The 23,181-nt window shown below is 70.9% G+C and carries 16 protein-coding genes, 1 tRNA gene and 1 pseudogene; 9 read left to right on the forward strand and 9 right to left on the reverse strand.

Features of this window, described 5'->3' with window-relative positions:
• Positions 1-141: 141 nt before the first annotated feature.
• Entirely contained in the window at positions 142-537 is a 396-nt protein-coding gene (locus tag ACIBEC_RS17935; RefSeq protein WP_360493133.1) for a hypothetical protein, read from the reverse strand.
• Positions 538-1,057: 520 nt separating this feature from the next.
• Between ACIBEC_RS17935 and ACIBEC_RS17940 the strand changes: the two genes are divergently transcribed.
• Both ACIBEC_RS17940 and ACIBEC_RS17945 read left to right on the forward strand, forming a co-directional pair.
• A tRNA-Met gene (locus tag ACIBEC_RS17940) sits at positions 1,058-1,131 on the forward strand.
• A gap of 151 nt (positions 1,132-1,282) precedes the next feature.
• A pseudogene (locus tag ACIBEC_RS17945) lies at positions 1,283-1,411 on the forward strand (integrase core domain-containing protein); the annotation flags it as partial.
• 248 nt (positions 1,412-1,659) lie between these two features.
• On the opposite strand, the gene ACIBEC_RS17950 reads toward ACIBEC_RS17945, so the two are convergent.
• Complete coding sequence (locus tag ACIBEC_RS17950) at positions 1,660-3,273, reverse strand: peptide chain release factor 3 (protein ID WP_360493136.1); 1,614 nt, start codon at positions 3,271-3,273, stop codon at positions 1,660-1,662.
• A gap of 792 nt (positions 3,274-4,065) precedes the next feature.
• On the opposite strand from ACIBEC_RS17950, the gene ACIBEC_RS17955 reads away from it, so the two are divergent.
• Complete coding sequence (locus ACIBEC_RS17955) at positions 4,066-4,947, forward strand: tyrosine-type recombinase/integrase (RefSeq protein WP_360493139.1); 882 nt, start codon at positions 4,066-4,068, stop codon at positions 4,945-4,947.
• A gap of 617 nt (positions 4,948-5,564) precedes the next feature.
• The gene (locus tag ACIBEC_RS17960; protein ID WP_360493142.1) at positions 5,565-6,707 is read left to right on the forward strand and encodes a lytic polysaccharide monooxygenase; all 1,143 of its coding nucleotides are present in this window, start codon (positions 5,565-5,567) and stop codon (positions 6,705-6,707) included.
• A gap of 140 nt (positions 6,708-6,847) precedes the next feature.
• On the opposite strand, the gene ACIBEC_RS17965 is transcribed toward ACIBEC_RS17960, so the two are convergent.
• Both ACIBEC_RS17965 and ACIBEC_RS17970 read right to left on the reverse strand, forming a co-directional pair.
• Entirely contained in the window at positions 6,848-8,242 is a 1,395-nt protein-coding gene (locus ACIBEC_RS17965; protein ID WP_360493145.1) for a HAMP domain-containing sensor histidine kinase, read from the reverse strand.
• Complete coding sequence (locus ACIBEC_RS17970; protein WP_360493577.1) at positions 8,239-8,940, reverse strand: response regulator transcription factor; 702 nt, start codon at positions 8,938-8,940, stop codon at positions 8,239-8,241. The genes ACIBEC_RS17965 and ACIBEC_RS17970 overlap by 4 nt, the downstream gene beginning before the upstream one ends.
• A 77-nt stretch (positions 8,941-9,017) precedes the next feature.
• On the opposite strand from ACIBEC_RS17970, the gene ACIBEC_RS17975 reads away from it, so the two are divergent.
• The 3 genes from ACIBEC_RS17975 (at position 9,018) to ACIBEC_RS17985 (ending at position 12,407) form a co-directional block, all read left to right on the forward strand.
• Positions 9,018-9,545 carry a hypothetical protein gene (locus tag ACIBEC_RS17975; protein ID WP_360493148.1) on the forward strand — a complete coding sequence of 176 codons (528 nt, stop codon included), beginning with the start codon at positions 9,018-9,020 and terminating at the stop codon, positions 9,543-9,545.
• A gap of 323 nt (positions 9,546-9,868) precedes the next feature.
• Positions 9,869-10,843 (forward strand): hypothetical protein, encoded by a 975-nt coding sequence (locus ACIBEC_RS17980; RefSeq protein ID WP_360493151.1) that lies wholly within the window; start codon positions 9,869-9,871, stop codon positions 10,841-10,843.
• A gap of 148 nt (positions 10,844-10,991) precedes the next feature.
• Positions 10,992-12,407: a ferredoxin reductase family protein gene (locus ACIBEC_RS17985; RefSeq protein ID WP_360493153.1), complete on the forward strand. Its 1,416-nt coding sequence runs from the start codon at positions 10,992-10,994 to the stop codon at positions 12,405-12,407.
• A 554-nt stretch (positions 12,408-12,961) separates the two neighbouring features.
• Here the strand turns inward: ACIBEC_RS17985 and ACIBEC_RS17990 are convergent.
• The 5 genes from ACIBEC_RS17990 to ACIBEC_RS18010 all read right to left on the reverse strand — a co-directional run bounded on the left by ACIBEC_RS17990 (position 12,962) and on the right by ACIBEC_RS18010 (position 20,015).
• Positions 12,962-14,188, reverse strand: coding sequence for a SpoIIE family protein phosphatase (locus ACIBEC_RS17990; protein ID WP_360493156.1), 1,227 nt, complete (start codon positions 14,186-14,188; stop codon positions 12,962-12,964).
• Between the two features lie 907 nt (positions 14,189-15,095).
• Positions 15,096-16,862, reverse strand: a complete 1,767-nt coding sequence (locus ACIBEC_RS17995; protein ID WP_360493159.1) for an RICIN domain-containing protein — start codon at positions 16,860-16,862, stop codon at positions 15,096-15,098.
• A 248-nt stretch (positions 16,863-17,110) separates the two neighbouring features.
• Complete coding sequence (locus ACIBEC_RS18000; RefSeq protein ID WP_360493162.1) at positions 17,111-17,380, reverse strand: hypothetical protein; 270 nt, start codon at positions 17,378-17,380, stop codon at positions 17,111-17,113.
• Complete coding sequence (locus tag ACIBEC_RS18005) at positions 17,377-19,035, reverse strand: FAD-dependent oxidoreductase (RefSeq protein WP_360493165.1); 1,659 nt, start codon at positions 19,033-19,035, stop codon at positions 17,377-17,379. Before ACIBEC_RS18005 ends, ACIBEC_RS18000 begins: the two co-directional genes overlap by 4 nt.
• A 203-nt stretch (positions 19,036-19,238) precedes the next feature.
• The gene (locus tag ACIBEC_RS18010) at positions 19,239-20,015 is read right to left on the reverse strand and encodes a ferric reductase-like transmembrane domain-containing protein (protein ID WP_360493168.1); all 777 of its coding nucleotides are present in this window, start codon (positions 20,013-20,015) and stop codon (positions 19,239-19,241) included.
• Between the two features lie 601 nt (positions 20,016-20,616).
• Here ACIBEC_RS18010 and ACIBEC_RS18015 point away from each other — a divergent pair.
• Both ACIBEC_RS18015 and ACIBEC_RS18020 read left to right on the forward strand, forming a co-directional pair.
• The gene (locus ACIBEC_RS18015) at positions 20,617-21,972 is read left to right on the forward strand and encodes a hypothetical protein (RefSeq protein WP_360493171.1); all 1,356 of its coding nucleotides are present in this window, start codon (positions 20,617-20,619) and stop codon (positions 21,970-21,972) included.
• 613 nt (positions 21,973-22,585) lie between these two features.
• Complete coding sequence (locus tag ACIBEC_RS18020; protein ID WP_360493174.1) at positions 22,586-23,104, forward strand: Rieske (2Fe-2S) protein; 519 nt, start codon at positions 22,586-22,588, stop codon at positions 23,102-23,104.
• The last annotated feature ends 77 nt before the right edge of the window (positions 23,105-23,181 follow it).

Genomic DNA, 23,181 nt, shown 5'->3' on the forward strand with positions numbered 1-23,181 from the left:
GACTCCCAGCCATAGTGCAGAAGCTGTTCCGCGTACGCGTCGCGACCTAGCTTCCGAAATAGAGCCGCCGTCAGTCTCAACGCCGGTGCGAACCCGGCGTTGGCGGCCTCGCGATAGGCAACAACGGCGACCTCGTGGTTGTCATCGGCGCTCCCGTCCTCGTCGGCTCCCGTGGGAGTCAGGAAGCGCTCGACGGCGAAGCGGCACAGCGGCGCCCTGCCCGACCGTGGGCAGGGCATACTCGGCGATCACCCGCCCGTCGGCGGCGTCCACGACCAGCCAGCGGTCTCCGCCGTCGCCCCGGCCCGGCATGGGGTCCGGCCGAAAGATCCATACGTGCGAACCATCCAGTGAAAAGGCGCAGTTGGCGAGCCCGATCGAGGAGTGCGCCGGGGCTGTGAAGGGGATCCGCCAGTGCACCGCGCCGTCGGCGTCCAGGCGGTGGGCCTCGTGCTGGGTGGTGGCAACGACACAGCCGGCGTCGGGCGCGAAGGCGGCGCCCCACGCGTCACGCGGGCGATTGTCGAGTCGGAACAACGGGCTCGTTGTCGGCGGCCGAGAAGTCCACAGCGAGCAACGTCCCGTCTTACACCCACGACACTGGGCCGTGCCCGGCCGGAACCGCCGAGGCAACGGCTGGCGACAATGCCGCTTCCGGCGCCAACGGCTTGGTCGTGGCGATCGGTCGAACGGGCAGCAGCATCATGGGAATGCAGTGCACCGGGCCGCCCTGACAGCGCCGGCCGGGCCTGGAGCGAATCCGCATGCGCGGGGGTGGACGCGATGGCAGCGTGCAGCCCCTTTCGGGAAATGAACCGCCCGACCTGAGCGTCGTCGCCATGCATGCGGTGGACGGTCAGGACGACGGTCGCCCGGAGCCAAGTCATCTCCGAGGCGGCGATTGCGTACGGGCTGTCCGCTGGTGACCAGCTATCCGGCAGGTGATGCTCCATGGATTGCTGGGCCGCCGCAGCCACCTGCCGCAGGCGTTTTCTCGACGGCCGCGGAAATGAGATTTCGTTCTGTGTGGGCTGTGCCGTAGAGTCGGTGTCACCGACGCGGGGTGGAGCAGCTCGGTAGCTCGCTGGGCTCATAACCCAGAGGTCGCAGGTTCAAATCCTGTCCCCGCTACTACGCAACAAGGCCGGGCCCGTCGCACTGTGTGCGTCGGGCCCGGCCTTCGTGTTGGTTTGGTCAGCAGTCGATGGCGGTGTCGACCTCGATTCGTCAGCGGTGAGCGGGTCGTGATCATCCTGGCGTTTTGCCCGTAATGGCCCCGTTAATGGAACGCCGGGCACTCACCTGCCGACGCGAACCCCTCGGCGGGACGCTGATCTGGAACCAGCGCCATCTCCTGCACGTACTGCGGGAGTTCGAGGACCACTACAACACCCACCGCCCACATCACGCACTCCACCAGGACACGTCGCTGACACCACGGCCCGTCCCGGTCGCCGATACCGGGCGGAGCGCCCGGCTGGACGTCCGCGGACGACCGTCTCGGCGGCACCCTCCACGAGCACCGACATGCCGCATGACGTGCACGGACAGACTTGTCGGCACCCACAGGGGCGGCGCGCGCCGGAAGACCCCCGGCAGGGGCCGTACCATGCGCCGTCCGCCGTGCCGAGCGGCGCCGCCGTTCCGAGAGGTCGGCGATCAGTCCGCCGTGGCGATCAGCGGCTGGAGCAGGATGTCGGGTTGGGCGCGCTGGAAGGCGTTCAGGTGCCACTTGTCGGCGAACAAGGCCAGCAGCACGTCATCCGAGCGGCGGGTGAGCACCTCGCCGTTGGTCAGACGGGCTTTGGCCAGGGCTGCGGCGCCGTCGGCGTCGGTGATCCGGGCCAAGCGGTAGGAGAGCTGGTCGAGGGCGATCGGGGAAGAGAACTCGTGCTCCATCCGGTGCAGGATCACGTCGAACTGCATCGGGCCGACCGCAGCCATGACCGGCGCCTGGTCGCCACGCCGGTCGGAGACCAGCACCTGGATCACGCCTTCCTCATCGAGTTGGGCGACGCCCTTGCGGAACTGCTTGGAACGGCTGATGTCCTTGGGCCGTGCCACCGCGAAGTACTCGGGGGCGAAGGCGGGCAGCGGGGGAAACTCGGTCTTCTTGCCGGTGAAGAGGGTGTCGCCGACCCGCAGCGCACTCGCGTTGATCAGGCCGACCACGTCGCCGGGGTACGCGGTGTCGACCACGGTGCGCTCGGCCCCGAAGACGGTGTGTGCGTACTTGGTTGCGAAGGAGCGGCCGCTGGCCGCGCGGGTGACGTGCATGCCGCGCTCGAAGACACCGGAGCAGACTCGGACGAAGGCGATCCGGTCGCGATGGGCCGGGTCCATGTTCGCCTGGATCTTGAACACCAGACCGGAGAACTCCTCGCCGACCTCGCGGCTGCCGCCCTTGGCCAGCGGGCGGGGCCCGGGAGCCGGCGCGAGGTCGACCACGGCGTCCAGCAGGGGCTTCACACCGATGTTGGTCAGCGCGGCGCCGAAGAAGACCGGGCTGATCTTGCCGGCCTCGAAGGCCTCCTGGTCGTAACCGGGGCCGGAGGAGAGCACCAGCTCCAGTTCCTCCAGCGCGGTCGTCCAGGCTTCGCCCTCCTGCTCGGCGGCCTTCTCCGAGGTGAGCTGCTCCTCGAGGGCGGCGTGCGTGCCGGCCGGCACCTTGGTGTAGCGCAGCATCTGCTCGGTGTTCCCCGCTTCGACCAGGCCGCGCAGGTTGCCGGCGTTGCCGACCGGCCAGACGACCGGGACGGGGGTGATCCCGAGGTGCGTCTCGATGTCCTCGAGCAGGGTGAGGGCATCCCGGCCGCGCCGGTCCCACTTGTTGATGAAGGTGATCACGGGGACGCCGCGATGGCGGCAGACCGCGAAGAGCTTGCGGGTCTGCTCCTCCAGGCCCTTGGCCGCGTCGACCAGCATGATCGCGCAGTCGACGGCGGCCAGCACCCGGTAGGTATCCTCGGAGAAGTCGGCGTGGCCGGGGGTGTCGACCAGGTTCATCACGTGGTCGCGATAGCCGAACTGCAATGCGGCCGAGGTCACCGAGATTCCGCGCTCGCGCTCCAACTCCATCCAGTCGCTGGTCACGCCGCGTCGGTCACCCTTGGCGTGCACCGCACCGGCAGAAGTGATCGCCCGCGCGTGCAGCGCCAGCGCCTCGGTGAGCGTGGACTTGCCCGCGTCCGGATGGCTGATCACGGCGAAGGTCCGTCGGCGGCCGGCCTCATGAAGGACCTGCGGGACGGGGACGGACTGTTCGGTGCTCACGGGTTTCCTCGGGTACGCATCGGCAGCAGGCCGGGTGACGCCTCTCCGTACCTGGTGAGCCGGGGATCAGGTCCGCAGGCTCAAGAAGCGATAATAGGCTGCCGGACGGCGTGACCCCGAAATTCCCGTTTGCCGGCTGCTGCCCCGGCTCCAGCCGGGGTAGCAGCCGAACTGCCAAGAGTCGAAGCCGAGGCTGAGCCGGTCCAGGGTCCTCAGCCACAGGTTGCGCCGGCCCGCTCGGAGTGGATCGTCAACTCGCCTTCATCGAAGCCCTGTTTGGCGACGGTGCCCTGGATGAAGCGCCGGGCGACCTCCTCGCTCTCGCAACCGGCTACCTGCGGGGCTCGGAGAGTCGTCGCCGCAGGTCAAGCCCACGTATCGGTATGCGCAGGCTGGCATCGCCCGGATTGGTCGGCCTCGCCCACGACAGGTGAGCAATCTGGGCGCAGCCGGCTCCGCAGGGCGCGATGATCCGGCTGCTCTCGAGCCCGTGGTCAGCGGTCATATCGGGACGCTACGCCCTGCGGCACCGAGCAGCGCCAGCGAGTCCACGACCCCTTGTCGCCCGACAAGGGGTCGCCGCAGGTCAGGGCACCATTCAGCCGTTTGTGAGCACGGAGTGAGTGCGGGGGTTCACCGGCTGCTGACGCCCGCCGGGAGACCATGAGCGTGGCTGTTCGTACGACCCGCAGGAAGTGATCACCATGCGCTCCGCAGCCCACGCCGGGCAAGCCCACCACCGACGCGCGCTACCGCGACTACGTCACCCACGACCTGATCCCCGCCCTCGGCGTGGTCAGGCTCGACGACCTCGGACACTCCCACATCGCCGCCTTCACCCACGCCCAACTCGACTCCGGCCGCGGCAAGGTGACCGTTCACCGCTGCCTCGCCACCCTGTCCAGCACCCTCGGCGACGCCGTCCGACAGCGCCGCCTCGCCTACAACCCGGCCCGACCCACCGTCATCCCACGCCCCTCCGCGGCCGAACGCCAGATCTGGACGGTGCAGGACGCGATCCACTTCCTGCACCGCTGCCGCGGCACCGACCCGGCCTTCGCCGACCTCGTCGAGGTCCTCATCGGCACCGGCATCCGCAAGGGCGAAGCCCTCGACCTGCACTGGGATGACGTCCACCTGCCCGAACGCGTCCTCTACATCCAGTACACGCTGTCCGCGGTCGACAACAACCGCCTCGTCCTCACCAACCCCAAGACCCGCAGCAGCAAGTCGTGGGTCGCCGTCTCCCCGCGCGTCGCCACCGCCCTGCGCCACCGCGCAGTCGACAAAGGCCCCTCGCCGCCGTCACACGCAGACCACGGCGGCTTCGTCTTCCACCGCCCCGACGGACGCCCCCTGCACCCTCAGTACGTCCTCAACCACTTGCACGACCTCTGCCGGCAATTCGACGTCCCCCGCACTGCCATCCACGACCTGCGCCACCTCGCCGCCACCATCTCCAAGACCCTGCGGCACGCCACCCTGTCCACCGCCGCGAACATCTACGGCTACCTCACCACCCAGGCCGCCCGCGACGCCGTCGGCACCATCGACCAAGCCCTCACCTCGGCCGACTCCATGAAGCTGCCACGCCCACGCACACCCGCCGCTCACACCGGCCAACACCACAACCAAGCCGCCACGATCAAGGGCCAGCCCTCAAAGGCGAGTTGACACGACCAAGCACCCGCCTTGATCGACTCGGCGAGATCCCGCCCTCACAATGCACTCACAAGGCCCCAAAAACGCATCAAGGCCGTTTCCATCTCTCGATGGAAACGGCCTCCGACCTGCGAAAACGCTGGTCGGGACGACAGGATTTGAACCTGCGACCCCTTGACCCCCAGCGGTCGAAAGGTCGTGACGGTCAGTCCGTTCAGTACGGAACCCGCACGCCAGGGCCTACCCAGCCCACCACGCATGGCCCCCGATGACGCCTCATGACCCCGCGTCCGTGAGAGGCGCGTGAGAAGCGTCGGGCAAGGGAGACTTCCGGAGTGATGTGCCTCACGCCCCATTGGTACCGGCTCGGCGCGGGAGCCGCTGGCCCGGTGGGCCGGAGTCGGTGCGCCGGACTCACCGGGCATGCCACCTCCGACGCTCCGGAGGGCTGCCCGGCACTGCTCCGTAAAGCACCTTGAAGGAATGTTTAAGAGTGCCGCAAGACATCGAATTGCGGGCTTGTTCAGCGATCTCGGATACTGCGGCGCGGATAGCCTGGCGGTCGCCGATACGGGCAACCCGTACCGGCAGTCGGAAACCCGGCACGAGGATTTATCCCCCGGGCGCCCTTGTTCGCGTCGAAGGCCGTTCCAGGCAGTGTTTCGCGACGCGTCCCGGCGGTTTCCAACCCAGTCCCGAAGAGGAGAGCTGTCATCAATTCACGACGCAAGAAGGCCCTGGCGGCCGCCTGCGGAACTCTGCCGCTGATGGTCGTCGCCATGACCTCCGGCGTGGCCCAGGCCCACGGCTCCATGCAGAATCCGGTCAGCCGGGTCTACACCTGTTACCAGGAAGGTCCGGAGCATCCCAAGTCGGACGCCTGCCAGGCCGCCGTCGCGGCGAGCGGCACCCAGGGGTTCTACGACTGGATGGGGGTGAGGATTGGTGACGCCGCCGGTCGCCATCACCAGCTCATCCCGGACGGCAAGCTGTGCAGCGCGGGCAACGATCAGTACAAGGGCCTCGACCTGGCTCGCGCGGACTGGCCCGCGACGTCTCTGCCGACCAGTGGCAACTTCACGTTCAGGTACCGCGGGACCGCCCCGCACCGGGGTAGCTTCGAGCTGTACGTCACCAAGGACGGCTACGACCCCACGAAGCCGCTGAAGTGGTCCGACCTGGAGCCGAATCCCTTCCTCAAGGCCTCGGACCCGCCGCTCGTGAACGGGTCGTACGAGATGACCGCACAGCTGCCGAAGAAGCAGGGGCGGCATCTCATCTACGCGATCTGGCAGCGGTCCGACAGCCCGGAAGCCTTCTACTCCTGTTCCGACGTCATCTTCGGCGGCGCCGGCTCGGGCAGCGTTCCGGGGGCGGGTTCGAACCCGAGCGTCGCACCGACTGCGGCTTCCACCCCGACTGCGGGTTCCGGTACGGGCGGCAAGCCCGGCGCGGGTTCGGGGCAGGCCGGCAAGCCGGGCACCGCCACGGGAAGCGGCACGGCCACCCACGCGGGCTCCGGCTCGAACGACGGCATGGACATGAGCGACGGGGAGATGTCCGCGGCGGCCGGCGCATCCGCCACCCCGGGCAACACGCCTCAGCCCAACGCCGGCACGACCAACTCCACCACGACGGACTCCGCCGAGAGCCTGGCCCACACCGGTGCCGCGGACGTCGTACCGCTCGCCGCCGGTGCGGCAGGGGTTCTCGGGGTGGGTGGCGCGGCGATTTTCCTGGCCCGACGCCGCCGCAGCGACCGCCGGGTGTGAGCCGCACCGCCCGGGCACCGGGGTGAGGTTCCGGGCGTTCTTGTCCGTCGCGGGGCCGGCACGGAATCCGGCCCCACGGCGTGCCGCCCGAGCCGGCGCAGCATCGTCGCGCCTGTCCTCACCATCCGGTGTTCGGGCGATCACACCGCGGTGTGCTCGCCCCGCCGCCCCGGAACCGCACGACGCCCGGCACGCCGCCCCGCGGTCCGCGGCCCGGGTCCGCTCACCCCGGGCGGGCGCTCGGCCCCCGGCGCGACGGGAAGCCGGATGCGCACCTGCGCCCCACCCAGCGGCGAGCGCTCGATCCGCACGTCCCCGCCCGCTCCTTCGGCCATGCGGCGCACAATGTCGAGGCCCAGCCCGGTCGAACCCTCCCGCCGACTGCCCTGGCCGCGGCGCAGTGCGACCTCCGGGGCCGCGATCCCGGGCCCGGCGTCGGCCACCAGGATGACCGCGGCGCCGCCCTCCGCGAGCAGGGTCACCGAGAACTCCGTCCCCTCGCCGGTATGCCGGAAGACGTTCCCGAGCGCGGCATCCACCGCAGCGGCCAACTCGGCCTGCGCCACCGGAACCGGAACCGGCCCGGTCGGGCCGGAGAACCCCCAACGCCGCCCCTGGTCCTCCGCCAGCGCCGACCAGAAGGCCATGCGCTCGGCGAGCACGTCGGTGGCGTCGCACTCGGCCGCTTCCCGCCTCGCGCTTCCCGCCCGAGCCGTGGTGATGACCAGGTCCACCTCCTGTTCCAACCAGGCCACCACCTGCCGGGTCTGGTCCGCGACCGGACCGGCGTCGAGTGCCGCAGCGTTGAGACGCAGTGCGGTGAGCGGCGTGCGCAGCCGGTGTGACAGGTCCGCCGCGAACTCCCGCTCTGCGGTGATCATCTGCACCATCCTCCCGGCCATGGCGTTGAACGCGAGTCCCACCTCGCGCAGTTCGTAAGGACCCTGGGCGTCGACCCGCACGTCGAGATCCCCGGCGCCGAGGGCGCGTGCGCCGCCGGCCAGATGACGGGTCGCACCGACCAGCCGGGCCGCCAACCGGTCGGCCACCAGAGAGGAGAGCGTGATCAGGACCACGGCCACACCGCCCAGCACCAGCCAGACGGTACCCAGCCCCCGTTGCAGGTCATCGTCCAGGAGGTAGACCTCGACCACCGCGACGGCCCCCTGGTCGAGCACCACGGGCTGGAGTACCGCGTAACCGCCCGCCACCCGGGCGGTGAAGGCGCGGCCCTGCCGGACGGCGGCGCCGAGTTGCTCGTCATCCGCGTGGGCCGGCCCGATGACCGCCCCGGACGGCAGGTGCACAGCGATCCGGCCGGCAGCGCCGACCGGCGTGCTGGCCAGGGCACGGGTCACCGCCACCTGATCGGTGGTCACCACGAGGACAGGTTCGACCGAGGCCGCCTGGCGCTCCGCCTCGACGAACGCACGGTCCTTGGCGAACTCCCGGACGGTCAGGGCCAGCGGGATCAAGAAGGCGAGGGCGACCATGGCGGCCACGGCGATCGCGAACCGCGCCAACGCCCCTCTCACGGCCCGGACGCGGGAGGGCAGTTCGCAGGTGCCTCCAGCATCACCCCGACCCCGCGCACCGTGTGCAGGTAGCGCGGCGCGGCGGCACGCTCACCGAACTTCCGGCGCAGCCACGACAGGTGGACGTCGATGGTCTGGTCCTCGCCGTAAGGCTGCTGCCACACCTGCGTGAGCAGCTCGCGGCGGGTCACGACCTCTCCCGGCCGGGCCGCGAGACAGGCAAGCAGATCGAACTCTCTCCGGGCGAGGTCCAATTGCCTGCCGTCAAGGGTTGCCTCCCGGCGGCGGACATCGACCCTGAGACCGCCCACGACCAGCACCTCGGAGCGCGTACCGCCGCTCGTCCGGCGCAGCAGCGCGGCGAGCCGGGCGTTGAGGTACGGTCCGGAGAACGGCTTGACCACGTAGTCGTCGGCGCCCTCGTGCAACAGCCGGACGATCTCCGCCTCCTCGTCGCGGGCGGTGGCAATGAGGACCGGCACGTCGGACACGCCCCGCATCATCTTGAGCACCTCGGCGCCGTCCAGATCGGGCAGGCCCAGGTCGAGGATGACGACGTCCGGAGGATTCCGGGAGACCTCCCGCAGGGCCTCCAGCGCCGTGCCGACACTGCGGACGGCGTGTGAGGCGTTAGTCAGATCACGAATGACAGCCCACTTGACGAACGAATCGTCCTCGACGAGGAGCACACTTGCCATAGTGCCGTCACCGTACGCCACCCGTGCCGCACGCCGCCACTGCGGGAAGGCGGCTGTGCCCCGGGCATGATGGGGCAGTGCGTACCTGGACTCTTGCGACGGCATGGCTCGTCGCCACCGTAGCCGCGGCGGCCGTGGGCTGGCTCGGCGTCAACACCGTGCTGCGGGCGGCGATCTTCGGGCCGCCGCAGGCATTGACGGTACCGGACCGGGTCGCGGCCCACACCGCGCCGCCCATACCGGACGGAACACCGACCCCGTCGCAGAGCCCCCGACCGTCGTCCCCGACGGCCGTCACCACACCGTCGAGGACCGCGCCCGCGGCCGTGCCCTCGCCCAGGACGTCGGCTTCCGCGACACCGCCCACGAGCCCGGACAGCACAGGGGACGTCCACGGCTACACGGTGCACGGCGGGCAGGTCACGTTGGCGCTCGGTACCGACTCGGCCTCGCTGGTGTCGGCCACGCCTGCGTCCGGGTACGCGGTGACGGTATGGCGGGCGAAGGGGTGGCTGCGGGTGGACTTCACCGGCAACGGGAAGACCTCGTCGGTCTTCGCCACCTGGAACGGACACCCGCCGATGGTCCAGAGCTACGAGTCCTGACGTACGGGCCGCCTCACGCGCGGACGACCGGCGGGGCCGCTTCCCAACGCCGCGTGGATTCCGGCCGGTGCCCGGCGAACAATAACCGTTCCTTAGTCGTCCCTTAATCCCGGGCATTTTCCTCTGAATAGGCATCTGGCTAGAGTCGTGTCAGCCGGCGTGCGTGGCCCCGGCTTTCCCGGAATCACGCCCGGCGCCACGGCGCGGAACGTCAGTCGAACGGTCGTGGGAGTCTCGCGCGCCGCCCCGCTGTATTCCACCGGGCCGGTACGGCCGTCGGGTCCGCATGAAACGCGCCGCATGACATCAGGACAGGAGAAGCCTTGCACGTCCAACACGGCACCGAGGCCGCCACACACACAACGAATCTCCTGGAACGGGTGGCGGCGAACACGGTCACGGTCTCCGCGCGTGAGGCCAGGCTGCGCCTGCAGACCCTGCGCGCGGATCGCGGGGTGTCCGCCCCGCATCCCGAACCGGCAAGACCGGCCCCGTCGGGGCAGGGCGGCGGCCACGTACGCCTGCGGCCGTTCGGCGCCGAGCCCGCCGTGCCGCGGACACGCTCCCCCCAGCCGCATCAGCTCGCGCCGAAATCTCCCACGGGCCGCGGGAATCCGGGACAGCCCGACGCGTTCCCGGACGGGATCGGCGAACTGCGGCGCGCCCTCGACAGTGCCCGGGCGGACGTGGGCAGGCTGCGTGCCGCCCTTGCCGAGGCGCGGACCGACCTGGACACGGTGCGCCAAGAGGCGGCGCGTGCCGCCGGACAGAACGACGAGCTGCGCCAGGACTTGGGCTCGGCGGAGACCGAACGGCAGCAGGCGCTGTTCTTCGCCGAGCAGGCGGAGGCGGCCCGGGCCGCCTCAGAACGCGCCCGGACCGACGCCGACTACCGGTCGGCACAGATGTCCGTCCACGCCGAACAGGCCGAACAGGCCGCCCAGGCGGCCCTCGCCTGGGCCCACCGGACCCAGATCGCCAGGGACGCCGCCTTCGCCGACGCCGCCAGGTGCCAGCAGGAGGCCACCGGCCTGGCCTCCAGGGTCGAGGAACTCCACGGTCTCCTGGCAGCCGTGTCGGCTGAACGCGACGCGGCGCGCGCCGAGGCGGCACGAGCGCGCGGCCTGGTCGACCAGTGGACCTCGCGCGCACTCGTGGCCCTCGCGACGCCGTCCCAGCACGACTCCCGCGGGCCCGCCGACCCGGATCACCACCGGCAGCCCACCGACGGCCCGGTCCAGCCGTCCTTCTTCGGGGCTCCGATGGACTCCCTTGACCCGCACCTTCCGGCGACCTGAGGCGTTCTCGACCGCCCTGGTCCCGTACGCGCCCCACCGGACCGTGCCCGACGCCCCGCCGACAGCGGCACGTCGCAAGGCGGGAGCCCTCCGCCGTGACGGTCCGCCGACCACCCACCTCCCCCCAACCCCCAGAGCTGCCCCTCCCATGAGCCCTTCCGGTGACATCACGTCACTCCTGCCCGCCCAGCCGTCCAGGACAGGCGCGTCCAACCACGCGGCCCGGCACCGCGCACGGGCCGCCGGCGCGACCACTCCACCGCGCCTCCACCCGCAGGCACTACTGCGCGGCATCCTGACCGGCGCCTGGGTCGTGACCGGTGCGTGGGCCGTCCAGGCGGTGCCGTCCACCCGGCTCGACGCCCTACTGGCCACAGGCGCCCACCTGACCGGGCTCCTCGCCGGATACGGCATGCTCGTGATGATGCTGCTGATGGCGCGGATACCCGCCGTCGAACACGGCGTCGGCGCGGACGTGCTGGCCCGTTGGCACGCCCGGGGCGGGCGCTACGTGCTGACACTCGTCGGCACGCACGCCCTGCTCGCCCTGCTGGGGTTCACGGTGTACACCGGTACCGACGTGGTGTCCGCTGCCCAGGCCGTCCTGGACTATCCCGCGCTGGCGGAGGCCACCGCGGGCACCCTCCTGCTGTGCCTCGTCGGCGTGGTCTCCGCCCGCGCCGTGCGCCGGCGGGTCCGGCACGAGACCTGGCGAACCGTACACCTGCTGACGTACGCGGCGGCCAGTCTTGCCTTCGCTCACGAGGTGGCCGGCCCCGACATCGCCCGCGCCTCGCTGCTCCCCTGGCTGTGGTCGCTGATGCACGCCCAGGTCGCGGTACTGCTGCTGTGGTACCGCTGCGTGGTGCCGGTCCGACAGATGCTTCGCCACCGTCTGCACGTGGCGGATGTACACAGCGAAGGACCCGGGGTGGTTTCGGTGGTGATCGCCGGGGATCACCTGGACGAACTCCAGGCGCAGGCCGGCCAGTTCTTCCGATGGCGGTTCCTCACCCGCAAACTCTGGTACACCACCCTCCCGTTCTCCCTGTCCGCCGCCCCACAGGCCGGCGCACTTCGGATCACGGTCAAGGCACTCGGCGACCACACACGTCGCGTACGACGGCTGCGTCCCGGCGTACGGGTCATCGCCACCGGCCCGTTCGGCGCGGTGACCGCGCACCGCCGCACCCGCCGCAAGGTGCTGCTGCTGGCGGGAGGCGTCGGCATCACCCCGATGCGAGCCCTCTTCGAGACGCTCCCCGGCGGGCCCGGCGACATCGTCCTCCTCTATCGGGCCAACAATCCGGACCAACTGATACTGCGCCACGAACTCGAAGCGATAGCCGCCCGACGGGAGTCCGGCCTGCACTACCTGCTGGGCCCGTCGCAGGGCGAGCACAACCCGCTCTCCCCCGCCCTGCTGCGCAGGCTCGTGCCCGATCTGCGCGAACGCGATGTGTTCCTCTGCGGGCCACCGGGGATGACCGAGGCCGCCATCACCGCCCTGCGGAACGGCGGGGTGCCGAAGGGCCGGATCCACTGCGAGACGTTCGCCTTCTGACCAGGCCGCACCCGGACCTCCGATCGCCCTGTCCGGGCCTCCGACCGGCGCCACCACTCACGAATGGGAACACCGACCCGGATGACGGTCACTTCGCTTCACGTACCGCCGCCCTCTGCTCTCCCGACCCGTCGCCACCGCCTGAACGCCGCCCTCGGCCTGGCCTGTGCAGGCCTGCTGGCCGGCTCTCTGCTGTCCACCGTGAAGCCGGCGGCGCCTCCACCTCCGGACCGGACGGCACCGACTGCGCCCCCGTCCGCCTGCGTCACCGCCCCGCGGTCCTGAGGACGCCTACGGCCAGGCGACGACGACCGGGACGGTTGCGCTGTGTCCCGGCCGGGCGGTGCCGTTGAATTTCCGCGTTCGGCGGCTCGCTCTCGAAGCCGCGCTTGTGGCTGCGGAAGAACGGCATACCCGGCGTGTATCCCGATTCCGCCCGCCAGACCAGGCTGCCGGTGACCTGAGCTCAAGCTCAGGTCGAGCTTCCGAGGCGCGACCGGGCCCGCTACCAGCAAGTGCTCCGGGCCGGCCGGTGTCGAAGGCACGGCCCGGTATCAGAGCCGGACGATGACGAGGGCGGTGTCGTCGCTGGCGCCTGCGGCGGGCAGAAGGTCGAGGAGAAGGGCGTCGGCGAGTGGCTCGGGGTCGGCCGTGCGGTGACGGGCCAGGGAATCGGCGAGGCGGGCGAGGCCGGTGTCGATGTCCTCGCGGCGGCGTTCGATCAGGCCGTCGGTGTAGAGGACGAGCGTGTCGCCCTCGCTGAAGCCGGTAGTGGCCTGAGGGCGGGGGACGTGTTCGGGGCGGGCGCCGAGCGGGGGGTCGGTGGCCTGGTCGAGGAATTCGACGGTGCCGTTCGCGCACAGCAGGGCGGGTGGCGGGTGGCCGGCACTGCTGTACGTGATGGTGTGGGTGTCCCAGTCGATGTAGGTCTTGACCGCGGTGGTGTTCTCGGCGCCGTCGACGGAGCGGGCGTACAGGCCGAGGACTTCCAACGCCTGAGCGGGGCCGTCGGCGACGCGTGAGGCAGCACTGAGGGCGCTGCGGAGCAGTCCCATGACGCCGGCGGCCTGGAGGCCGTGGCCGACGACGTCGCCGACGGCGACGCCGATGCGGTCGCCGGGCAGGTCGACGAGGTCGTACCAGTCGCCGCAGACGTTGAGGGAGCCGACAGCGGGGCGGTAGCGCACGGCGGCGCGGTGGTGGCCGACCGGGCCGGGCGCGGGCAGCATGGCGGTCTGCAGGGCGAGGGCGACCTCTCGTTCACGGGCATGGGCCTCACGGAGCCGTTCGTTGACTTCCTGCAGTTCCCGCGCGCGGGTGTAGAGCTCCGCCTCCAGGACCCGGGCTTGGGTCCCTCGGGAGCCACCGCCTGCCTTGATGAGTTCGGTGACTTCCTCGACCCGGTGGACCAACAGCACCACCCGGCCGTCCGGTCCCAGGAGGGGAACGTTGACCGGGCTCCAGTACCGCTCCTCCCACTCGCCCGGGCGTTCCATGGATTCGACGTCGTAGCGTTGCAGCGCCATGGTGTCCCGCTCGCCGGTGGCGAGCACCCGTTCGAGGGAGGCGCGCAGATTGCGGGCACCGGTCGCGGCCGGGTCGTTCGGATTGTCGGGAAAGACGTCGAACAGGTAGCGGCCCACCAGCTGCTCCCGGGTGCGCCCTGACAACCGTACGAACGTCTCGTTCACTTCGGCGTACACCAGGTCGGGAGTCAGGAGCGCCACCATGCCGGGCAACGCCTGGAACACCGCCGCATAGTCGATTCCCGCCTCCGCCATTCGCCCGCCTCAACTCTCCATGCCGCCTGCGGCGCCACCGGCACCGAAGCACTGGCACCCGGCCGGAGACTCCGACCGGCGGCTCCGGGCCCGGCAACCGCACCCGCCCACGCCGTCCGTCCGAGGCTCAGCGCAGAACCGGTGGGGCGCCCGATGCCATCCAGGTCCACGCTACGTCCGACAACTCTCCCGTCGGCCTGCGATCCGCCGAATGGCCGCCGTTCGGCGGACCAGACAGGGCCCAGTGGCCCCTGGGCGCACGCCAGAGCCACGAACCTGGACGAATGGACGACGTGGCACGCACAGCGAGCGGGCTGGAGAGGCCGGAGTGCCCGGCACTGCTGGCGGCTTGCGGCTTGCGGCTTGCGGCTTGCGGCTTGCGGCTTGCGGCTTGCGGCTTGCGGCCACGGCAGAGTCGTGGTCAGGGCGCAGGCTCTGCCGGTCGTCGCCCCCCGGTGGTCGAGGACGACGTCGTCGCCGATGCCGACGCCGATGCGAGCCTGCGCCGGGTGACGGACGGCGACGTCATCGCCTTCGAAGCGGACGGCACCAACTCGGGCACGGCGGGGAAGCGTCAGCACCGTAGCCGGGTCCTGCCCGTCTACGGCACGGGGAATCCCAAGTCCGGGGGGACTCGATCGGGCACGACGGGCGGTAGCCCGACTCAGCCGGCCCGGCCTCGTGCCAGCCGCACGGGCACGACTTGGCGGCACGGGCTGCTCAAATCCAGCTCACATCTGCCACGAACACCCGGCCGAACCGGCAGCGCACCACGGCGGGGGGCGTGGCCGAGGTGCCCTGCCGCTGCGCGGGCACGGGACGGTACGCACGGGCACTAACGCGGTTCGGACGACCTCGTCGCGCTGGTGAACGAACAGGACCGGACCCCTTCTCGCACACGCGGCGGTCACTTCATGGTGAACAGAAAACTCTCGGAATGGTAGTAATCGGGCAGTTGCACGAGGGGTGACCCGGGCCGCGGCGGGTCGGCCTCGGGCCAGTTCTGCGGGCCGAGCAGATGGCAGGAGTAGTCACTCGACGGGACCGGCGGCACGAACCACAGCCGGAACGTGCCGGGTTCGGTGTCCGGTACGAACCGCCACAGCTGCTGCGCGCGTGCAGCGTCGGACCGGCAGCTCCGGAGAGCGACCACGACGTCGTTTCCGCCGCTGGTGGTCCCGTCGAGGCAGGTTCCAGTGTCCGCATTGCGGAGCTGGTAAGCGTTCTGACTGACCGCCAGGCGCTCCCAGCGCTGGGACGCCCGGCCCGTGCACTGCTGGAGCTGCAGCGGGCCGTCGCCGCTCCTGTCGGTGAGGCCGACGCAAAGCCCCGTGCTCCTGTTGACGAGTGGGAGGCCGATGGGCTTGTCGGTCGAGGGCGGTGCGGCGACCGCCGAGGGGGAGGGGGACGGGACGGCTGACGCCGAGGGGGTCCGGACCGCCGTCGACGGTGGGGCCGACGGGGAGGGGGACGGAGTGGCCGACGCCGAGACGGTCCACGTGCGGGGAGACGGGGCGACCGGTGGCGCGCCCGAGACGTCCACCGGACTCGTGAGGGATGCTGATGCCGCAGAGACCGGGAGCAGGGCGGTACCGGCCAGCGGGGGGTGTGTTCCCGCCGCGTCCATGGTCTCGATGAGGACCACCCCGGCGATGGCCAGCGCTGCCATCGCACCCGCCGCTACCGCGCCACGACAGGCCAGCGCGCGCCGTCCGCCAGGGCGCCGCCCACCTCTGTGCGGCGGACGCGCTCGGGTGAGACGTGCGGGCCTCGGTACGGCTGCCGACGCCTGCCGGGAGGAGGCCGCGATCACCGGCAAGGCGGTTGACGACGGTTCTCCCGCCCACAGGAGCAACCCCTGGAGCAGCACCGGCCGCTGCCAGAGGTCGATGGCGGTCAGTTCGCCTCCGGCGCGAGAACAACTCTCGCACCGCGAGAGGTGGCGATCGAGGTTCCTCGTGTCGCCGGTGCCGTGCCGGACGAAGTCACCCAGTACGGCGACCAGGTGGCGGCACGGCCGATGAGGCACTCGCGCGGCGTACATCTGGAGATAGGCGTCGTAGAGAAGCTGTCGTGCGGGCGCGTCGGGTTCCGGTCGAGGCGTCGGCGGGCGGCCGGTCGACTCCTCGAGGCAGTGCCACAGCTCGGCTTGCCGAGACTCCGGAAGACTCCGGAACGCGCGCAGGAGGAACGAGTCCGATTCCGCCGCGGTGACCGCCGCACGGGCTGACGGAGCTGCCGGCTCCGGCTGGGGCAGGGCATCGAGCCAGGCGACGAAGCCCGCGCTCAGTGCCGCTCTGCGCCCGGTGTCGGCCCATCCGGCCGCGGCGCTCCTCACCTCGGCCAGCAGGTACGGCCGCCAGTTCTCCGTGGGTCCGGCACCGGAGCGAACGGCTTCCAGGGTTCGCCCGAAGGACTCGTCCGCGAGCTTCCCCACAGCGCGGCGTTCCCCGCACAGCAGGCCGGCGTAGGTCACCACGGCGTCCCGGTGACGGTGCGCCACGTCGGCTGCTGCCGACTGGGCCCGCTCGTGTCCGCCTCGGATCAGGCGTGCCAGTTCGGCATCCGCGGCTACCTCGGTCACCGAGTCCGACATCTGATCTCCTTCGCACATCTCAGGGCGGGTAGACACTCGAACCGTCACCACGCAGCGCGGTAGCCGGGGCGCGAGCATCGCAGGCTGGTCCGGCAGGGCACGGGCAGCGATGCTCGAGGAGGCCCGGCGAATGCTGGTGTCACGGTGCGCTCACGATCTCTGACGTCGACTTGTGCGCGCATACCGAAGAGGGGCACTTCGTCAAGGGCCGCTCCATCCCTTGAAGAGGTTCATGAGGTCTTCGGCCTTTGCCGGGCCCCACTCGTGTCTCGTTCCCGCCGTTGGGGGTTTCGGAGCGGAGGCCGGCAGTGGTCCGCCGGCCCGTGTCACCGCCTTTGGGGGCCGTCCGGGTCGACCGTGTCCGTCAGCCGCTCCAGTTGCCCGGCACCGCCACTGGGCGGCGCTGGTGCCTTGCCAGGTGGCATCGGAGCCGCCATCGACAGGACCTGGTAGTACAGGACCGCCGTGGCGATCACGACGGTGGCGATGAAAGGCCGGCGGACGTTGTTACGGGCGGGCCAGCCGACCAGTCGGTGCAGTCGGCCACCGGCTGCTCGGGTGGTAGCCCGCCTGCGACGGCGCGCGCGGCGGCTCATCGGTTCCTCCTCCTTGATGTCACCGCTCGCGAAAGCGGGCCGGTGTGTCCGATTCGGTCGCGGTAGTTCAGTAGTTGGCGCGGCATGTCGAAGGCCACGGCGGCCACCATCTGAGAGCCCTGCGGGGTTTCGCGGTGGTAGGCGGCCACGAAGCGCTCGGAGCGCAGCGATCCCTCGACGATCTCCATCCGCTCGCCCAGGGCGGGCATGCCGACGGCCTGCACGCGGGTCCCGTGCTGCTCGGACCAGAAGCGCGGCACGGGGGTGAACGACGGTGCCAGTTCGGGGCCTTGGAGCAGGGCGTCGGCCGCGTGCTGTCCCATCTCAACGGCGTGGATGAGGTGTTCCACCCGGCGGGGCGTGGCATCGAACCTCGCGTTGGGCCACCGAGCCACGTCACCCGCCGCCACGACACCGGGTACCGGACGGCCGGACAGGTCCACGGCGTGACAGGTGGCGTCGCACAACACGCCGTCGGCGACGTCCAACCCGCTGCCGTCCAGCCATTCGGTTCGCGGAACGCTGCCCAGGCCCAGGACGACGAAGTCGGCGTCGACCACTCCACCGTCGTCCAGCCTCAGGCGAAGTCCGGTGCCGGTGTCGGTCCACTGGCTGATCCGGGTACCGAGCCGGACGTCGACCCCAGCCCTGGCCTGGATGCGGCCGACGACCTTTCCCAGCCTGCTGCCCAGTACCCTGCGCAGGAGCGGGGCACTGTGCACCACCAGGGTGACGGCCATGCCGAGATCGCGTGCGGTGCAGGCGAGTTCGCAGCCGACGAAGCCGCCACCGAGGATCACTACGTGCCGCGCCCGGGCTGCCCGTATGGCCTGCTGGATGGCGGCGGCGTCCGCCAGGGTGCGGATCGTGCGGATCCGGTCGCTGACCACGGGCGTCTCCGGCAGTCGTCTCGCGTCGACGCCGGTGGCGATCACCAGGCCGTCGTAGGGAAGCCGTTCACCGCCCCGCAGTTGCAGGGTCCTGGTCCCGGTGTCGAGGCCGATCATGTGGGTGGCGAGCAGCCAGTGGGCGTCGAGGGAGTCGTCGGCCCGGAAGGTGAGGTCCTCGCTGCCCAGCTCACCTGCCAGGAACTGCTTGGAGAGCGGCGGGCGGCTGTACGGGCGGCGCAGCTCCTCGCCGACCAGGACCAGTTCACCGTCGAAGCCCCGGTCACGCAGTCGTCTGGCCGCGCTGAGTCCGGCCAGTCCGCCACCCGCGACCACGATCCGCCGGTAGCCGGCCTCACCGGCCGCCGCGCCGCGCCGGGAGCGGCGGGCCGAGGCGGGCGGCGAACCGCCACTGATGGTGATGGCCTGCATCGGGCAGCAGCGGACCGCCTGCCGGGCCTGGGCTGCGAACCTCGCCGGCACGTTGCCGGTGTAGTGCAGCGAACCACCCTCGGAGACGCGGAAGACCTCGGGGGCCTCCTGCTGGCAGATGCCGTAGATGTGGCAACGGTTGTTGTCCACGCTGACCTTCACCGGCCCGGTCTCGGCGACGAGTCGGGTGGACGGGATCGTCAGGGACTGCTCGGTGGCCGTTTCCGGCTCGGGGTACGCGAGCGCTGGAGAAGCAGTGGTGAACGCCGCGGTCGGATCGTCACCGTCGGGAGTCCGTGACGGGGCCTGCGGCTGCACCTGGAAATGATTCAGCATCAATTGGCCACCGGCATAAGCTACATGTTGCTCATCGTACACAGCGGAACCGGCCTGTCGGCTGGGCCCGTTGTCCGGCGGGGGCGTCGTCTGCGACGGCCACTGCAGCACCGGCGGGAAGGCCACCTGCGGCAGCCCGGGTTCGGGAGACCACTGCTCGTCCGGTGGCCACCATGCCTGGCCGGGCCATGGGGCGGGGATCGTCACCGAATGCCGTCCACACCGCTCGGGAAGTCCCCCTGGCGAAGGCGCGACGAGGAGGGCAGGATCCGAATCAGGAACGCCAGCAGGCAGCTCAGGGCACCTGCCGCGATTCCGAGCGCGACCCGGTTCAGGTGGCGCGGCTCCGGGTGGACGGTGAAGATGTGCAGCCAGATCAATCCGAACGCCGCATAGGCGAGTTGGTGGAACCGAAGCCACTTCCGGTAGCCGAGTCGCTGTTGCAGCCACACGGAGCAGCCGACCGCGACGGCCAGTTCGGTGCCGAGTACGCCGAAGCCCACGGGAATCCGCTGCTGACCACCGCTGAAGGGGAGGAGGAGGTCGGCGATGTCGATGTCCCACACGGGCTGGTAGCGGAATGTCACACCATGGATCGCCCCGAAGATCAGCGCGGAGAGCGCGATGGTCATGTGTGCTCCGTACACCGTTCCCCGGTTGACGCTGCGCTGGAAGTAGCGCATGCGGAGCACGATGCCCAGGACCACGGTGGTCACCATCAGGACATAGGAGATGATCGCGGCAAGTCGGGCGATCAGATGGACGCCCATGTCGTACGGCATCCGCCTCTCGTAGGCATCCAGGGGGGAGCCCGGTATGGGAGCCTCGGCCGATGCCGGATGCGAGAGCAGCAGGACCGTCCCCATGGCGAGCGCCGCCGTCGCCCATGCCCGAGCGGACCTGCGGTAGCGCAAACGAAAGCCGCCGCTCGGCGGAGCGCCGGCTTCAGGGGATGTCGCTGCGTCGGAAATCGAGGTCATGAGCTTCCTGGATCCAGGGGTTCTTACGGCGATGCGGCTGCGTCCGACCCGCTCCTCCGCGCCGAGGGCGGGAGACGGGGACGACAGGGGAATACCGACCGCCCGGCAGCGGGCCCGGCGGCAGCACTGATCGTAGGGTCCCCGCCGGGTCCGTGGCGCGTACGCCAAGGTCCCCTCATCAACCCCTAAGGTTGTACTGACACCCCGTTGGGAGGGCGGCCCGGCTCCGGCGGCGCCTGTCCCGCGATGCGGCCGAGCGGGATCGGTCGCGCACCGAAATGGCCGGCTCGCGACCGTCGACGCCCATTGCCTCCGGTCGGCTGAGCGAAACCTTATGCGCACTTTAGGGTCTCGCGCAGAAGCGCGTTTCGCCCCGGACCAGGTCATACGATCGATGCCGCCGGCGCTTCCCTGCCCGACCGAGATCCCGAACTCCGACGACGCGCCCTCCCCTCGCAGTCGGCGCGCCGGCCGCGATCGCGGATCCGCGGTGGTCATCGGCATCCCGAAGAGGTGCCCCACTGCCATCACACCCGTCCTCAGGAGATCTCGCATGACTCGGAGTTCAGGTCAACATCGTTCCCGCGGTCGGGGACGCCGGGTGCTGGCACTCAGCCTCGGATTCGGCGGTGTGCTCAGCGCTGGTGCCGCGCTGCTGGACGTGTCCTTCGCCGCCACCACGGCCGCCCCGCCGGCCCAGCCGAACCCGAACTGCACTCTGACCGTGCCCGCCGACCCGCTCACGGCCCAGGGCCTCGCCACGCCCTACAGACTGTCGGCCACGAACGCCGCCCAGGGAGCGTGCCACGAGGCTGACCCCAACCAGTCGGCCTTCGTCGAGGCCACCGTGCTCGACCCGGCCACCGGTGCCGTCTCCGTCTACCACCCCCTGGTCATCGACCAGGGGACTGCTCCCGCGGCCGCGTCCGTCGTCCCGACCCTCCCGGCGAACGCCGTGGTCGGCATCTGGTTCGGCTACAACGGCAACATCCTGTCCATGGCCGGACAGACAGGAGCAGGCAAGTGCGTCGGCGGCACTCCGCAGGGACAGCCCTTCGGGCAGTTCGCCTACTGCAACGCCCCCTCCTTCTTCGCCGCAGCCAACGCCGCCGACAAGGCCGGCAAGCTCAAGGTGCCGCCGCTGGGCACCGCCAAGGACGGCAAGCCCTGCCCGACCACCCGCGACTTCGGGGTGGTCGACCAGGACCAGAGCGACAACGTCACCACCGAGTACCTGGCGATGGCGAACGGCCGGACAGCGCAGAAGACGAGGAAGAACGCGGCCAGGCTGAGCCGCAGGAAGACGATGCACCCCACCGCGCTGCTCAACGGCAGCGACAACCTGCTGCTCGACAACTTCGTCGACCCGGCGCTCGGCTGCAAGCCGTGGACGGCCCCGGACCTCGCCGACCCGGGCAGCGAGGTCACCTCGCTCGCCCTCAACGAGCTCCAGGCCGCCAAGTTCCAGGCGGCTCCGGTCGCGATGGTCCCGCTCAACGACCCCATGGCGAACGAGAACGGCAAGGAGAGCCGCCGCAAGACCAACCTCTATCGCGCGGGCGTGAACCAACCTCCGCTCGGCGCCACCGCCAACGGCGACCCGAAGGCCTACTGCATCAGCCTCACCACGGCCGGCGCCCAACGCATCGCCCTCGATCGGCAGTTCACCGCCACAGCGGCCTCACCGCAGGCCGGGCAGAACCTCTTCGACTTCCTCAACCAGCGCTTCGCCGCCACGCTCACCGCCCTCGGCTGCCAGCAGCCCACCCCGGCCCCGACCACGCGGCCTTCGACCGCAACGCCGAGCATGAGCGCCACGCCCACCGCCGGCCCGAGCACGCCCGCCGAGCCCACCACCGCTCCGGGCACGAGCCCCGAGCCCACCATGCGCCCGAGCTCCGCCGCCACGCCGCCCCCCGCACCCGCCGACTCCTTCCCGCCCTGCTGCACCCCATAGCGACAGGAACGCGTCGGCACCAAGGCGCAGCCCGCGCCGAACCATCACCCCTGCGCACAGCGCACCGACAACCACACCGTGAGGACTCCCTGTGAACGACACGACCGTGCCCCCGCTCATAGCAGCCCCTGAAGGGGGCGCCGAACTCCGCCTCGTACTCCGCCTCGACTGGGAGGATGTCGCCGAACTCGGTCGGCTGGCGGGAGAATTGGCCCGCGAGGCACAGCGTCCGGTCAGCCTCGACGAGGCAGCGAGCCGCCGACTGAGCATCCGTTCGGACTCCGCGCGTGGCGGCGAGGGCGATCCGGCCACGAAGGCAGCGGGGGCGCTTGCGGCCGCCCCGTCCGTCGAACCGCCCCGCCAGGCGATCGGAGCCGCAGGGAAGCCGAGCGCACCGCCCCTTGAAGGAAACGGCGGGCAGACGGCCCGGCACGCGGCAGCCACCTCCGTGAGCCAGCCACCCATCCGGCCGGTCCCTCCCCAGGTCCAGCCGCCGTTCGAAGAGAAGAGCTACCCCTTGACCGCCGCCAGCTGAACGGACCGGGCGGGGCCGGGGCGCACCCGGCCCCGCCCGGCCACAGCCCGGCCGGCCCTCATGAGAGAGCGTGACCTGATGTCCGAGAACACAACCGGCAACGCGCGGCGCACCGTCCCCGGTCGCCGCGCCGTGCTGTGCGGTATGAGCAGCGCGGCCGCGGTCGCACTGTGCGGCTGTTCGTCGTCCACGACCGCGCGGTCCACCGCGGAGGATTCCGCGACGCCCGCGGAGTCCGGCGCCGGGGAAGACGGCGCTGTGAATTCCACCGCGCCGACCGCCGGCGGACCGGCGACCCCCGGATCGAGTGCGATGCTCGGCAAGGCGGCGGACGTACCCGTCGGAGGCGGCATGATCTTCCCTGCCGCCAAGGTCGTCGTCACGCAGTCGGCGACAGACCTGTACAGGGGCTTCAGCGCCGTATGCACCCACCGGGGCTGTACCGTCTCCGGTGTGGCCGATGGACTCATCACGTGCCCGTGCCACGGGAGCGCCTTCAGGATCGAGGACGGCTCGGTCGCCAAGGGCCCCGCCACCTCACCACTGGCACCGGTGCCGGTCAAGGTCCACGACGGCGCACTGGTCGTCGGCGGCTGAGCACGGCTCGTCCCGCACTTCCCCGACGACCACCGTACTCATCCCCACAGCGGGCCCCGCGCGCCTCCTCCGCCCGA

The organism is Kitasatospora sp. NPDC051164 (assembly GCF_044455625.1).
Lineage (GTDB): Bacteria > Actinomycetota > Actinomycetes > Streptomycetales > Streptomycetaceae > Kitasatospora.